The organism is Rhizobium sp. USDA 4016 (assembly GCF_056279705.1).
In genome coordinates, this window is record NZ_JBWCCY010000004.1 from 3,724,925 (window position 1) to 3,737,997 (window position 13,073).

Genomic DNA, 13,073 nt, shown 5'->3' on the forward strand with positions numbered 1-13,073 from the left:
CTCCTGATTTGCTCCACTGATACGAACGCAATCGCAGAGCGGCAAATGCAAACTTCTGATCCGAACATAAGCGGCCTTTATGAACCGAGACGCTAAAGCGCCAGCCTGGTTTCGAGCACCTCTTCAGCCTCGCCGGGGCTCATGCCAAAAACTTTCTTGCCGATCTCAAAGCTGAATCCATTCCGGGCGAAAGCTGAAAGCTCCTTCACCTTTCGCTTCTCATCAAGGTCGCCACGCCGGAACGGACCAAAGGCGCGCTTGCGGGCGAAGACGACGGCGGCGAACAGATCGTCTGCACGCTCGAGCGCGGTATCGACGATATCGCTTGCCACCCCTTTCGAGGAGAGTTTCTGCGCGATGATCCGTTTCGACTTGCCGCCGCGTACCGCCGAGCGGGTGCTCACCGCAGCATAGGCGACGTCGTCCAGAGCCTTTTGACCGCCGAGTCGGCAAGCGCCTTCAGCTGCGCCGGACTGATGTCTTCGAACTTCTGCTTCGCCTTTCGCGTGATCGCATCGAAGAGCTGTTTTTCCGTCATCATCCGGCGCTCGAGGCGATAGATCGTCGAGTTGCGGGCCCAGGAGAGCATGCGCGGCGTCGGAACATCGGATTGCTGATTTTGGTCGTCCATCGAAGGCTTTCTAGGCCTCCAGCCCTTTCAGCATATTGGCGACGTTGAGGCCGATTTCCGTCACGCCATAGCCGCCCTCCATGCAGGTCAGGACCGGAAGGCCGGCCTTGGCGATCAACGCGCCCATGCGTGTGAAATCATCGGAAGTCAACTTGAAGAAAGATATCGGATCGCGTTCGAAGGTATCGACGCCGAGCGAGACGACGATGGCTTCGGCGCCAAAAGCCTTGATGCGCGCAAGCGAATCCGCAACCGCTGCCGACCATGCAGCCCAGGCCGTGCCGCGCGGCAGCGGGTAGTTCGCATTGCAGTTTTCGCCGTCGCCCTCACCGGTTTCATCGGCATAGCCCCAGAAATAGGGAAAGGCATTGGCGGGTTCGCCGTGCAGCGACGCAAAGAAGATGTCGCCGCGGCGGTAGGTGATGTCCTGCGTGCCGTTGCCGTGATGGAAATCGACATCGAGGATCGCAACCTTCTTTGCGCCGATATCCAGCAGGCGTTGTGCCGCGACGGCGGCGTTGTTGATGAAGCAATAGCCGCCGAAGAGATCGATGCCCGCATGATGGCCGGGAGGCCGGCAAAGCGAGAAGGCGAACCGGTTTCCGGCATTTAGCCAATCGGCACCGGTAATCGCGCATTGCATCGACGCGACGGCCGCCTCGTAGGTGCCGCTGGTGATCGAGGTTTCGGTGGCATTGGCGTAATAGCCGAGCATTCCGTCGATATCGTTCGGCACGCGCTGCGTTGCGCGGCGCACCGGCAGCGAGGTCGGGATCGCCTCGCCCGCGGCCCCGCTCGCCTGCCACAAAGTCCAGGCCTTCGACAGGAAATCGAGATAGCCGGCGTCATGCACTTTTAGAGCCGTTTCCAGTCCATGCCGTTCCGGCGCAACAACATCCGAAAAGCCCGCTTCTTTGACTGCTTTTAGAATCCACTCTGCGCGAAATGGTCCTTCGAACGGCGTCACCAGCAGACCGCCATGCAGCTCTGTCTTCGCATCGCGCAGTTTGTGGTCTTCGGAATAAATGACGCGCACCGGCTTCTCCCTGATTTGTTTTGTCGGATAAGGCGCGGCGGATGCACGCCTTGTCAATGGTTCAGGGAGCGATGCGCTTGTAGAATAGCGTGGTTGCGCAATAGCCGCCTTCCGGCCACATCGCATAATCCGGGATGACTCCGGCGCGCTCCCAGCCGAGTCGCGGATAGATTGCCTCCGCTTCGCTGCCGGTTGCTGTGTCGAGCACCAGCAGGCGCTTGCCATGTTTTGCGGCTTCGTGTTCGATCGCCTCCATCAGCAGCCGTGCCATACCTTTGCCACGTGCAGAACGATGCACGAGCAGCTTCTTCAAATCGCCACGGTGCGGCTGGTTCGGCATCGAGGCAAATCCGACCTGCACCGTCCCGACGATCTTTCCGTCGATCTCAGCCACGGCGAGCAGGTTGACGCCCGCCTCGACCGTTTCTGCGACGCTCCTCCAATAGGGCTCGGCGTCGGCCGCCGTGTAAGGCTGCATGAAGCCGACTGAAGCGCCGCCCTCCACGCAGTCGACGAGTATCTCGCAAAGTTCCGGAATAGCCGCATTGGCCTGTTGTGCATCGAGAATACGAATGACGGTCACGGTCTCTCCTGAAATCAAATCAGCGGGTGCTACGGTTGAGCACGACGCAATAGCGGGCGGGTTTGCTGGTGGGATTGCGGAAGACATGTCCCTCCCCGACCGGCATGAAGAGGCAATCGCCGGGCAAAAGGTGATGCACCGTTTCGCCAGTGGTCATCTCCATTTCGCCTTCGAACACCCAGACGTGCTGGGTCATGCCGTGGCTTGCCGTATGCGGCGGAAAGCTGACGCAGGCGCCCGCAGGGAACTCGACGTCGACGATATCGACCTCGGACGACGTTGCGGGTGGCGAGACGGAGCGGCGCAGATAACCGGTTTCCGGATCGCGCCAGACCTGCTGCTCGTGGCGTCTTGCAAGTGGCGAGGCCTGCCTTTCATCGGCAAAGAAGGCTGAAAGCGAAAGCCCGAGCGCGGCACAGACCCTTGCAAGCAGCGAGGCCGTCGGGCTCGCCTCCGCCCGCTCGATGCGCGAGATCATCGCGCGGCTGACGCCAGAGGCATTGGCAAGGTCATCCAGCGTCAGGCCCTTTTCGATCCTGAGCTTGCGGATGCGAATGCCGATCGCCGTTTCGAGTTCCAGTTCCATCTGTTCGATCCATTGATTCTACTATAAGAGAAATACATGGTCTGATAATGGAATCAAGTGGTTTTTAATCACCGCCTATGACGCGCATTTTATCCTAAACGGAGTCCTGCTTTTCCGCTTTGCGGCGGGGGGCGGCACTGCTATATGGCGCGCATGAGCACCAATCCGACGACTCCGCTGTCCCACATCCGCAATTTCTCGATCGTGGCCCACATCGACCACGGCAAATCGACGCTTGCCGACCGCCTGATCCAGACGACCGGCGGCCTCGCCGAGCGCGAAATGTCCGAGCAGGTGCTGGACAACATGGACATCGAGCGCGAGCGCGGCATCACCATCAAGGCGCAGACCGTGCGCCTGCACTACAAGGCGGATGACGGCGAGACCTACATCCTGAACCTGATCGACACCCCCGGACACGTCGACTTCGCCTACGAAGTCTCGCGCTCGCTCTCGGCCTGCGAAGGCTCGCTGCTCGTTGTTGACGCGTCCCAGGGCGTGGAGGCGCAGACGCTTGCCAATGTCTACCAGGCGATTGACAACAACCACGAGCTCGTCACCGTCCTCAACAAGATCGACCTACCGGCGGCAGAACCTGAGCGTATCAAGGAGCAGATCGAGGAAGTGATCGGCATCGACGCTTCCGACGCGGTACTGATTTCTGCCAAGACCGGTCTCGGCATTCCGGCTGTGCTGGAAGCGATCGTCCACAAGCTGCCGGCACCGAAGAGCCCGGGCGGCGAAAAGGCGCCGCTGAAGGCACTGCTCGTCGATAGCTGGTACGACGCCTATCTCGGCGTCATGGTTCTGGTGCGCGTCATTGATGGCGTACTGACCAAGGGCCAGACAATTCGCATGATGGGCACCGATGCCAAGTATCAGGTGGAGCGCGTCGGCGTGCTGACGCCGAAGATGGTCAATGTGGATTCTCTCGGTCCTGGCGAGATCGGTTTTATCACCGGCAGCATCAAGGAAGTGGCCGACACCCGCGTCGGCGATACGATCACCGAGGACAAGCGGCCGACTGCGGAAGCGCTGCCGGGCTTCAAGCCGGCCCAGCCCGTCGTCTTCTGCGGCCTCTTCCCGGTCGATGCTGCCGATTTCGAAGATCTGCGCGCCGCGATGGGCAAGCTGCGCCTCAACGACGCCTCCTTCTCCTTCGAGATGGAATCTTCCGCAGCCCTCGGCTTCGGCTTCCGCTGCGGCTTCCTCGGATTGCTTCATCTCGAAATCATCCAGGAACGCCTGGAACGCGAATTCGACCTCGACCTCATCGCAACCGCGCCTTCCGTCGTCTACAAGATGTACATGACCGACGGTACGGAGCGCGAGCTGCACAATCCGGCCGACATGCCCGATGTCGTGAAAATCGCCGAAATCCACGAACCCTGGATCAGAGCCACTATCCTGACGCCGGACGATTATCTCGGCGGCATCCTGAAGCTCTGCCAGGACCGGCGTGGCATCCAGATCGAACTTACCTATGTCGGCACGCGCGCAATGCTGACTTACGATCTGCCGCTCAATGAAGTTGTCTTCGATTTCTACGACCGGCTGAAATCGATTTCGAAGGGCTACGCCTCCTTCGACTATGCGTTGACCGACCACCGCGAAGGAAACCTCGTGAAGATGTCGATCCTCGTCAACGGCGAACCGGTCGACGCGCTGTCGATGATGGTGCACCGGACGGCGGCTGAAAAGCGCGGCCGCGACATGTGCGAGAAGCTCAAGGAGCTGATCCCGAAGCACATGTTCAAGATCCCGATCCAGGCCGCGATCGGCGGCAACGTGATTGCCCGCGAAACCATCTCAGCGCTGCGCAAAGACGTGACCGCCAAGTGCTACGGCGGCGACGCCACGCGCAAGCGCAAGCTGCTCGACAAGCAGAAGGCCGGCAAGAAGCGCATGCGCCAGTTCGGCAAGGTAGAAATCCCACAGGAGGCGTTCATCGCGGCGCTGAAGATGGGCGACGAGTAAATCCTTTTCCCTTCCGAAGTTATGCGCAATTTTCTGCACATAACTTCGGAGGACTATCGCCATGCGCCGGCCTGTCTGAAAAGACTTGAATCTGTCTCTCGATGCTCAGATCGTCTCCTCCGCACGCCAACTCAATGTCAACATCTCCCGCGCCGCCGAAGACGGCATCGCCCGCGCGATCATAGCCGAGCGCGAACGCCTGCGGCGACTGGAGAATGCGGAGGCGATAGCCGAAGCAGACGCTTGCGTTGAAAGGCAGGGGCTACCGTTTGTGACGAACGGCAAATTTGATGGCCGGACTTCGAAGGCTCATCCCCGCGCCACATACTCTTTCACCAGCCCCTCATAGGCATTCATTTCCGGCAGCGTTTCATAGCTATATACCGCGCCGGTTTCGGCGAATGACAGCTTCTCCCTCGTCCAAGTCTCGATGAACGGTGTGAACCAAGTTGTATCATCCAGCATGGTGGCACGCAGGTTGACGAACCAGTCCATGCCCTCGGGCCGCGTAAACATCCAACTCATGCAATGCGGACAGAAATAGTGCCTTGTTACGCCATGCAGGCCGCCGATCACGGGTTCGCCCCGGGTCACTTCGAAGCTTTCCGCCGGAATCGCGGCGCTCAACGAATAGGCGCTGGACGACATCTTCTGGCAGCCGGTGCAATGGCACGCCATGGTGAGCAGCGGCTTTGCGCTGATCTTGAGCCTGACTCGGCCACAACGGCAGCCACCTTCCCATGGCAGGTTCTTATTGCTCATCGGCCTATCCTCCGTGTTCGCCCCTAATCTAGCGTCATCCGACGTCAATCAAGGCCACGGCCGATATGCATCGCAATCACTTATGGATTCGCGCCGGATTGCCGACGACCGTCGCACCGCTCGGCACATCTTTCGTCACAACCGCGCCTGCGCCGACGATTGCGCCGTCCCCGATCGACACGCCGCCCAGAATGGTAGCGCCGCCGCCGATCCAGACATCCTCCCCGATCGAAACCGGCCGCGCCATCTCGATCCCGGCTTTGCGAAGAGCCGCATCCTTGTGATGTTCCGCACAATATATATGCACGCCCGGCCCCAGCATGGACCGCTCGCCGATTACCACCGTTCCCGAATCGAGGATGGTACAGCCGGCATTGAGGTAGACGCGACTGCCGAGGGCTATGTTCACACCATAGGAGCAATGAAACGGCGCCTCGATGAAAGCGTCGGCAGGTGCCTTCGCAAGCAGCACCGCCAGCGCCGGTGCCATATTGCCGCGTTCGTCCGGCGGCATCGTGTTGTGCTGGTGAACGGCCTTGCGCGCCAGCCGGCGCAGCCCCTCGAGCTCGTCATCAAGGCAGCAATACCACTCGCAAGCCGCCATCTTTTCCCGCTCACTCATCTGCCTCTCCCGGTGCTGAACGCCTATTAAGCGGACCGTGCCGCGCAGCACCACAGCTAACTTCGTGACATGAACATTCGATGGCCTCCCCGCGCAAGCCGGACGTTGCGAAGCGGCCACGAAGGCCTTAAATCGAAGCATTGAAAGGAATCCGCCGATGACTGAAAAAGCCCGTGTGACGATCCTCTACTGCACCCAATGCAACTGGCTGCTGCGCGCCGGCTGGATGGCGCAGGAATTGCTGCACACCTTTTCGGACAGCCTCGCCGAAGTGGCGCTCATTCCTGGTACGGGCGGCAGTTTCGAGATTCGCGTCAACGACGACCTCATCTGGGAGCGCAAACGCGACGGCGGTTTCCCGGGGCCGAAGGAACTCAAGCAGCGGGTGCGGGACATCATCGAACCCGGCCGCGATCTCGGCCATGCCGACCGCGTTTCGCTGGAGAGCTGACCCTCAGTCGAAGGGCGAATTGCAGGTCTTGTAGATGCCCTCGTAGGTCACAAAACGATCGGTCCTCGGATTGTAGGTCCGATACTGATTTCGGCACCATTCGACATGCATTCCCTTTGCTGGCGGACGTATCCGGCGGATTGGCGGCGGATCATAGGAAAGCTGTCGCCTGGGCTGGGCGCGCGGCTGGTAATAGGTCGGCCCTCTCGCTTCCGGCGGACGATAGTTCGGCTGGATATAGGCAGGGCGGTGCCACTGCTGCGGCCCGAAGCCGAAGCAACCGCGATAATCGCAGTAGGTCGATTGGACATTGATGATTGCCGGACTGCGCTGTTGCAGCGGCGCAAGCGGAGGCGCGGCACTGGCCGCAAGCGGCACGAAGCCGATGACGGAGCCGAAGATGATTGTTCGAAGAGCAGACATCACTGATTCCTTTCTGCTGCTGCAGATATAGAACACCCGCCGCCGCATGGCATCCATCACAGGATCGAAAGCCGTTCAGTTCGGCGTGATCGCCCCGTTCCGGCGTCTTCGGGAGGCATATTCGCTCTTTTTTCCAGCCTGTCAGGAAAACTTCAAAAAGCCAGTTGACAGCAAAGAGCCACCCCCTTACATGGCTCTCCGTCGCCCAGATGGCGGAATTGGTAGACGCGCCAGCTTCAGGTGCTGGTACCCGAAAGGGTGTGGAGGTTCGAGTCCTCTTCTGGGCACCATTCCATTACTTGATTATATTCAGGTACTGATATTGCTTTTCGATTTTGTGCCGGCTGTAACAGTGTTTGTTATAGTCGAGGCCCGCAAAGTATGAGAACACTGCCTGAACGGCTCATGGTGCGAAACGGCACCTTCTATTGCCGAATTTGGGTGCCCCGGGATCTCGCGCCGACCTACGGCAGACAACTGGTGGTCATTTCCTTGCGCACAAAAGACCTCAAAACAGCCAAATCGCGCCTTGCGCGCAAAACAGTCGAACTGGAAGATCAGTTTGCATCCGCCAGAGTGGAGCGCTGTCCACAGAGAACCACGACCACATTTTGCCGATCGATTCGAAAACGGCTCGACGCCGATTTCTCGAGATCGTCAGGCGGCAGGGCATTGACGTGAGCGACCGGGAATTCTCAAATCTCGCCGATCTTTTCAAGCAGGCGATAGAAGCTCCGGCCCGGCTCTGGAGCGGCGAACTTGGAACGCTCCCCACACCATCCGACCTGGGCCATGGAGATGATGACGCCTATATCTATTTCAACCACCTGGTCGCTGAAGGTAATCTAGATCACGTCATCGGCTACATCGTTCGCTTTCGAGGGAAGACGGTTAAGGCCGTGGCGTCAGCGCCCAGAGCCGACGCGATTTCACTCGATGACCTGTTCAAGCGATGGGAGACCGAAACAGAACCAAGCGCCAGCACGCATTCCAGCTGGCGGGGGACCACGCGCGACCTCAAGTCGTTCCTCGGCGAGAAGACCGACGATATTGCCACGGTCACTACCGGAGATATCGTTGGCTGGAAGGATAAACTGGTCAAGGCGAACAAGGCGGCCGCCACGATTTCGCGCGGTTATCGTGGCTGCGCCGGAGCGCTGTTTCGATTTGCCGTATCGAATGAATGGCTCGACGCCGACCCTCCACAGGGGATCAAGGTGACGCGAAAGGTCAAAGCCGGCACAAAGATGCTGGGCTATGGGTCTGAATCTGGTGGTCGGCTCGCTGGTGGGAGCGTTTGCAGCGGGTCTGCTCGCACGCCTTCTCGCGCAGCATTTCCGAGGTACCGGCCATCACCTTCGCCTTTCCTGGCGTCATTGCGATGGTTCCGGGGTCTTATGCCTTTCGCGCCGGCGTAGGCGGGCCCGGCATCATGGATGCCGGGGCAGATGCCTCGCTCGCGCTGATCGGCGACACGATCGGACTAGCAATCACGGCGATCCTGATGACCGCGGCGATCGCGGTCGGCCTGTCGCTGGCGCTCGCCGCCCCGTTTGTGACCTCCACCCGCAATCCACCGACCCGACCGGGGCTGCGCGATGAAAAGCCGTGTACGCAAGTGGAGCGGCGATGATGGCATCAGCCGCAGCGCGAAAAATCTGGACGACGTCTGATGCCTAATCGGGCGACGTCCAGTACCAATCCAAGGGGAACATGGCTCGCAAAGTCGCCGATCTCACTACCGACATCGCATGCGACCGGCGTGCGCCGCATCTACGGCGCCGTCGGCGACAGTCTCAACGGATTGACAGAATCCCTGCGCCGGCCCCGCGACATCGACTGGGTGCATGTCCGCCACGAAGAGGTCGCGGCGTTCGCGGCAGGCGCGGAGGCTTGCGCTGACCGGCGAGCTTGCGGTACGCCCAGGCTCCTGCGGGCCGGGCAATCTTCACCTCATCAACGGGCTGTATGACTGCCACCGGACACGCGTGCCGATGCTGGCAATCGCTGCGCACATTCCCTCCGCCGAAATCGGGCGAAGCTATTCCCCGGGGCTTCACGTCGGCATCGCCAATAACACGGAAGCCGGCGCGTTCGTCCTGTTGGACAAAGCCCGCGCCTCTCCGGGCGCAAGCCGGCAGCTGTCGAGATAGCTGAGCGTCACAGTGCCGGCCGGTGTCTCGATCGTCACCTCTCCGGCAACGACGATATAGATCTTCTCAACGGCTGCGTCCTTCAGCGACGTTCGCCCGCCAGGGAGAAGATGCGACAGGCCGATCCAAATCGTATCGGTTTCCGTCGCCTCCTTGCCCTGCAGACGCAGGCAGCGCATGTCATAATGCTCCGCCGCTTCGTAAGGCTTTGCTTCCAGGTATCGCGTTATCTGCATTGCCGGTCCCTCACGGCTTCAGCAGAACGCGATCCGGTATGCCTCGCAACACCGAGGCATAAGCCTTGGCGGCATCGGCAAGGCCGTAGCAGGTCGCCGGATTGATCGGGAACGGCTTCAGAAGACCTTCCTCGAACTTCGGCTTCAACCGGTCGAAGATGCGGGCGCCATCGACGGAGGACAGCGCCAGCGTGTCGATGCCGATATATTTGTGGCGGCCACGGAAGAAGTTGAAGATGTCGAAGGGCACGGCCCGGTCGAAGGTGGAGATGAAGATCTGCCGCGCCTGTTTCGCCATCGCCTTGTTGGCGATCTCGAAATAAGGGCTGCCGACCGTGTTGTAGACGATGTCAGCGCCATAGCCGCCGGTCTGGTCGCGGACGATCTGCGCCACATCATCCGTGCTGCTGTTCAGCATCGTCACCGGTGCGTTGGTGTGACCCTGCAGCGGCTGGTCGTTATATTCGACGGCGAAGACCTTGGCGCCGGCCATGGTTGCGAGCTGGATCGCGGCCTGGCCGACCTTCCCGTTTCCGCCGCAGACCAGCACCACATCCGTCGGCTGTACGCCGCCGGCTTCCCGCAAACCTTCGTATGCGGTGATGAACGGCACGCCGATCGATCCCGCCTCCTCCATGGTGAAATTTGAGGGTTTCTCGCGCACGGCCTTCTGGTCGAGCACCATCCATTTGGCATGGCTGCCATCCTGGCTGATGCCGAGTTCGCCGCCACCGCCCCAAATCTCCAGACCGATCATCTGCTTTGGTCCTTCGCGGACGATGCCGCCGAAATCCCGGCCGGGAATGCGCGGCCAGACAGCGTGTGGCATATGGCCGAGGGAGGCCTTGACGTCGCTGGGATTGACGCCGGCAGCGACGATTTCGACTAGCACCTGGCCAGGGCCTGGACGTGGTACGCTGACATCGACGAGATCGATCAGCAGATTGTCGAGATCGGCGGACGCCTGCGAAACACGCAGTGCCTTGCCGGCCTTTGTCTCGGTCTGGATGTTCATTGGCTGTGTCCTTTCATGGGTGCTTCGGGCCGGTCAGGCCTTCAATTGCAGGATGTCTCTGGCTTCCGACGGGCCGGCGATCTGCCCGCCCAGTTTTTCGATGATGTCGCGGGCGCGCTCCACGAGTTCGCCATTGCCCTTCGCGAGCACGCCCTTGGCGATGTAGGAATTGTCCTCCAGCCCGACGCGCGCATGGCCGCCGAGCAGATAGGACTGCGCCGCCATCGGAAACGACATGCGGCCGACGCCGAACCCGGTCCACACGGCATCGCACGGCAGCATGCGCGCGGCGAGCGCCATCGCGTCCGGCGTGGCCGGCAGGCCGTATTTGACTCCGGTGACGATGGTGAACATGGCGGGCGATTTCAGCACACCGGCTTTCAGGAGATCGTGCGCTAGCTGGATATCGCCGGTATCGAACACTTCCAGTTCCGGTTTGACGCCTGCGCCGTTGATGAGGTCGGCCATGATCTTCACGGTGCCGGGCGTGTTGATCACCACCTCGGCACCGAAGGTCATGGTGTTGAGATCGAGCGTCGCGATATCCGGCTTCAGCGCAAGGATGTGTTCCACCCGCCGCTCCGGCCGCATCAGCGTCGTGCGCGGCCCGGCGACGGCAGGATTTTCATCGCTCGGATGATAGCGCCCGCCCGGCCCGGTGGTGACGTTGAGGATCACCGTATCGTTCTTTGCCCGGATGCGTTCGATGACCTCGCGATAGTATGTCAGTTCCATCGACGGCTTTGCCGTTTCCGGATCGCGCACATGGATGTGGACGACGGCGGCACCCACATCGGCTGCCTCCAGGCAGGAGTTGGCGATTTCCTCCGGCGTGACCGGTAGGTCGGGATGGTTTTCGCGGGTGGTGAGGTTGCCTGTAATGGCGCAGGTGATGATGACTTTCGGCTGCATCAGAGGTGCCTCCCCCCATCAACCACGATCCGCGTGCCGGTCGAGAATTTAAGATGCGTCGCGCAGGCGAGGATCGCCTCGGCGACATCGGTCGTCGTCGTCAGCCTCGTCAGCGGCGTCGCGGCGGCGGCCTTGTCCTTGAAATCCTGCCCCCGTCCGGGAACGAAATCCGTATCCACCATGCCCGGCGAGACGGCCATGACGCGGACATGCGGAGCCAGCGCACGCGCCAGCGAATTGCTCATGATGTCGAGGCCGGCCTTGGCACCGCAATAAGCGATGTTGGAGCCGATGCCCGTGAAGGCTGCGATCGAAGAAACATTGACAATCAGCCCGTCGCCGCTTGTCTTGAGCGCCGGCGCGAAGGCCCTGACTGTCGCAAACACGCCGCGCCAGTTGTTGACGAAGATCTGGTCTATCAGTTCGTCGGTGAGCGCATCGAGATCGGCGTGCGGCACCGGTTTGGTCACGCCCGCGGCATTCACCAGAATATCCGCTTGGCCGAACAGGGAGAGCACAGCATCGCGAAACGCCCCGATGCTTGGCGTGTCTTCGATCGACACCGGCAGGGCGGCGTGTTCCTCGCCCGGCAGTGCCGCAACGAGCGCTTCGGCCTTTTCCTTGCCGGAGCGGTAGCCGACCGCGACGCGGGCGCCGGCTTCGGCGAGCAGCCGGCAGGTTTCCCGGCCGATACCGCCCGAGCCGCCGACCACCACCGCGACTTTGCCTGTCAAAGCATGCGACATGTTCACTACTCCCTCACGATTTCTTGCCCGAGATCGGCGGCACCGGATAGCTCGGTTCGCCCTCGACCAGCTTGAACTGGTACTCGCAAGTGTAGAAAGGCAGCGGCACATCCGGATGATCCGGGTGCGGCTCGGCGTGCTCGACGAAATCGCCGATGATCTGCGTCTTCGCGCCGAAGACGACGTCGGTCGCCAGCGCATCGTGCGTGTCCGAGAATATCTGGGTGACCAGCGTCTTGTGACCGGGCGCCGAGACAATGAAGTGGATGTGCGCGGGACGCATCGGATGACGCTGCTGCGCGCGCAGGAGATCGCCGACGGGACCATTGACAGGAACCGGATAACCGGCCGGCTTCACCGAGGTGAAATGGAAGTTGCCATCGGCATCGGTGCGGAAGACACCGCGCAGGTTGAAATCGTCCTGGCCGGCATCCTGGTTTTCGTAGAGACCGACGGGGGACGCCTGCCAGACATCGAGCTTCGCTCCTTCGATCGGCGCGCCGTCGACACCCGTCACCTTGCCGGTGAAATAGAGCGCCGGGCCGGGCGTTTGCGAGCGGGCGATGCAGTCGCCGCAGGCGCAATCCGGCGCCTGTCCGCGATAGAAGGGCCCGAGCAGCGCCGACATGGTCTCGCCCTGCATGCCATCATTGTTGATGAGGTCGATCAAGGTCGAGGCGCCGACGACATCTGCGGCAAGCACCACCTCGTTGTTGCTCTCATTCGTGTGGTGACCAAGGGCTGCGATCCAGCGCAGGCCCTGCTCGAATTCCTCTTCGGTCGGCTCAGTCTCGATGATGAAGGCGTGCAGGTGCTGAACCATGGAATCCATGAGCTGCTTCAGCCGCGGATCGGACGTGCGCGACATCGCTGCAAGCACCGTCGGCGTCACGTCGGCAACAGTGCTGATGAGCTTCGGTTCGATTGTTACATGTTGCAT

The 13,073-nt window shown here is 61.0% G+C and carries 18 protein-coding genes, 1 tRNA gene and 2 pseudogenes; 9 read left to right on the forward strand and 12 right to left on the reverse strand.

Features of this window, described 5'->3' with window-relative positions; all coding sequences use genetic code 11:
• Positions 1 to 92: 92 nt before the first annotated feature.
• From recX to ACZ9DP_RS34255, 4 genes and pseudogenes are all read right to left on the reverse strand, one after another.
• Positions 93 to 631: pseudogene (gene recX / locus ACZ9DP_RS34240) on the reverse strand (recombination regulator RecX).
• A gap of 10 nt (positions 632 to 641) precedes the next feature.
• Positions 642 to 1,667, reverse strand: a complete 1,026-nt coding sequence (locus ACZ9DP_RS34245) for a histone deacetylase family protein (protein WP_476205006.1) — start codon at positions 1,665 to 1,667, stop codon at positions 642 to 644.
• Positions 1,668 to 1,728: 61 nt separating this feature from the next.
• Positions 1,729 to 2,250, reverse strand: coding sequence for an N-acetyltransferase family protein (locus ACZ9DP_RS34250; protein ID WP_476205007.1), 522 nt, complete (start codon positions 2,248 to 2,250; stop codon positions 1,729 to 1,731).
• A gap of 19 nt (positions 2,251 to 2,269) precedes the next feature.
• Positions 2,270 to 2,836, reverse strand: coding sequence for a helix-turn-helix domain-containing protein (locus tag ACZ9DP_RS34255; RefSeq protein ID WP_476205008.1), 567 nt, complete (start codon positions 2,834 to 2,836; stop codon positions 2,270 to 2,272).
• Positions 2,837 to 2,980: 144 nt separating this feature from the next.
• Here ACZ9DP_RS34255 and lepA point away from each other — a divergent pair, with 144 nt between their 5' ends.
• Both lepA and ACZ9DP_RS34265 read left to right on the forward strand, forming a co-directional pair.
• A complete protein-coding gene (gene lepA, locus ACZ9DP_RS34260; RefSeq protein ID WP_022713345.1) occupies positions 2,981 to 4,813 on the forward strand; it encodes a translation elongation factor 4 in 1,833 nt (610 codons plus the stop codon).
• 85 nt (positions 4,814 to 4,898) lie between these two features.
• Positions 4,899 to 5,084: pseudogene (locus ACZ9DP_RS34265) on the forward strand (type II toxin-antitoxin system CcdA family antitoxin); the annotation flags it as partial.
• Between the two features lie 38 nt (positions 5,085 to 5,122).
• On the opposite strand, the gene ACZ9DP_RS34270 reads toward ACZ9DP_RS34265, so the two are convergent.
• A complete protein-coding gene (locus ACZ9DP_RS34270) occupies positions 5,123 to 5,575 on the reverse strand; it encodes a GFA family protein (RefSeq protein WP_074066296.1) in 453 nt (150 codons plus the stop codon).
• A gap of 76 nt (positions 5,576 to 5,651) precedes the next feature.
• Positions 5,652 to 6,197: a sugar O-acetyltransferase gene (locus tag ACZ9DP_RS34275; protein WP_239596046.1), complete on the reverse strand. Its 546-nt coding sequence runs from the start codon at positions 6,195 to 6,197 to the stop codon at positions 5,652 to 5,654.
• Between the two features lie 157 nt (positions 6,198 to 6,354).
• Here ACZ9DP_RS34275 and ACZ9DP_RS34280 point away from each other — a divergent pair, with 157 nt between their 5' ends.
• A complete protein-coding gene (locus ACZ9DP_RS34280; protein WP_476205010.1) occupies positions 6,355 to 6,648 on the forward strand; it encodes an Rdx family protein in 294 nt (97 codons plus the stop codon).
• A 3-nt stretch (positions 6,649 to 6,651) separates the two neighbouring features.
• On the opposite strand, the gene ACZ9DP_RS34285 is transcribed toward ACZ9DP_RS34280, so the two are convergent.
• Positions 6,652 to 7,071, reverse strand: coding sequence for a BA14K family protein (locus ACZ9DP_RS34285; RefSeq protein ID WP_476205012.1), 420 nt, complete (start codon positions 7,069 to 7,071; stop codon positions 6,652 to 6,654).
• 203 nt (positions 7,072 to 7,274) lie between these two features.
• Here ACZ9DP_RS34285 and ACZ9DP_RS34290 point away from each other — a divergent pair.
• From ACZ9DP_RS34290 to ACZ9DP_RS34315, 6 genes are all read left to right on the forward strand, one after another.
• Positions 7,275 to 7,361, forward strand: a tRNA-Leu gene (locus ACZ9DP_RS34290).
• A 115-nt stretch (positions 7,362 to 7,476) separates the two neighbouring features.
• Complete coding sequence (locus ACZ9DP_RS34295) at positions 7,477 to 7,752, forward strand: DUF6538 domain-containing protein (protein ID WP_476205013.1); 276 nt, start codon at positions 7,477 to 7,479, stop codon at positions 7,750 to 7,752.
• Positions 7,749 to 8,489, forward strand: a complete 741-nt coding sequence (locus tag ACZ9DP_RS34300; protein WP_476205015.1) for a site-specific integrase — start codon at positions 7,749 to 7,751, stop codon at positions 8,487 to 8,489. Before ACZ9DP_RS34295 ends, ACZ9DP_RS34300 begins: the two co-directional genes overlap by 4 nt.
• Positions 8,490 to 8,503: 14 nt before the next feature.
• Positions 8,504 to 8,704, forward strand: coding sequence for a hypothetical protein (locus ACZ9DP_RS34305; RefSeq protein WP_476205016.1), 201 nt, complete (start codon positions 8,504 to 8,506; stop codon positions 8,702 to 8,704).
• 39 nt (positions 8,705 to 8,743) lie between these two features.
• Positions 8,744 to 9,043, forward strand: coding sequence for a thiamine pyrophosphate-binding protein (locus ACZ9DP_RS34310; RefSeq protein WP_476205018.1), 300 nt, complete (start codon positions 8,744 to 8,746; stop codon positions 9,041 to 9,043).
• On the forward strand, positions 8,970 to 9,224 hold the full coding sequence (locus tag ACZ9DP_RS34315; RefSeq protein ID WP_476205525.1) for a thiamine pyrophosphate-binding protein: 255 nt from the start codon (positions 8,970 to 8,972) through the stop codon (positions 9,222 to 9,224). The genes ACZ9DP_RS34310 and ACZ9DP_RS34315 overlap by 74 nt, the downstream gene beginning before the upstream one ends.
• On the opposite strand, the gene ACZ9DP_RS34320 is transcribed toward ACZ9DP_RS34315, so the two are convergent.
• Genes ACZ9DP_RS34320 through ACZ9DP_RS34340 form a run of 5 tightly spaced genes read right to left on the reverse strand, consistent with a single transcriptional unit; the run spans position 9,128 to position 13,073 of the window.
• Entirely contained in the window at positions 9,128 to 9,460 is a 333-nt protein-coding gene (locus ACZ9DP_RS34320) for a cupin domain-containing protein (RefSeq protein ID WP_476205548.1), read from the reverse strand. The two genes, ACZ9DP_RS34315 and ACZ9DP_RS34320, sit on opposite strands and share 97 nt — an antisense overlap.
• Positions 9,461 to 9,470: 10 nt before the next feature.
• Positions 9,471 to 10,475, reverse strand: a complete 1,005-nt coding sequence (locus ACZ9DP_RS34325; protein WP_476205019.1) for a quinone oxidoreductase family protein — start codon at positions 10,473 to 10,475, stop codon at positions 9,471 to 9,473.
• 33 nt (positions 10,476 to 10,508) lie between these two features.
• On the reverse strand, positions 10,509 to 11,387 hold the full coding sequence (locus tag ACZ9DP_RS34330; protein ID WP_476205020.1) for a beta-keto acid cleavage family enzyme: 879 nt from the start codon (positions 11,385 to 11,387) through the stop codon (positions 10,509 to 10,511).
• Complete coding sequence (locus ACZ9DP_RS34335) at positions 11,387 to 12,133, reverse strand: SDR family NAD(P)-dependent oxidoreductase (RefSeq protein WP_476205021.1); 747 nt, start codon at positions 12,131 to 12,133, stop codon at positions 11,387 to 11,389. Before ACZ9DP_RS34335 ends, ACZ9DP_RS34330 begins: the two co-directional genes overlap by 1 nt.
• Before the next feature lie 13 nt (positions 12,134 to 12,146).
• The gene (locus ACZ9DP_RS34340; protein WP_476205022.1) at positions 12,147 to 13,073 is read right to left on the reverse strand and encodes a dioxygenase family protein; all 927 of its coding nucleotides are present in this window, start codon (positions 13,071 to 13,073) and stop codon (positions 12,147 to 12,149) included.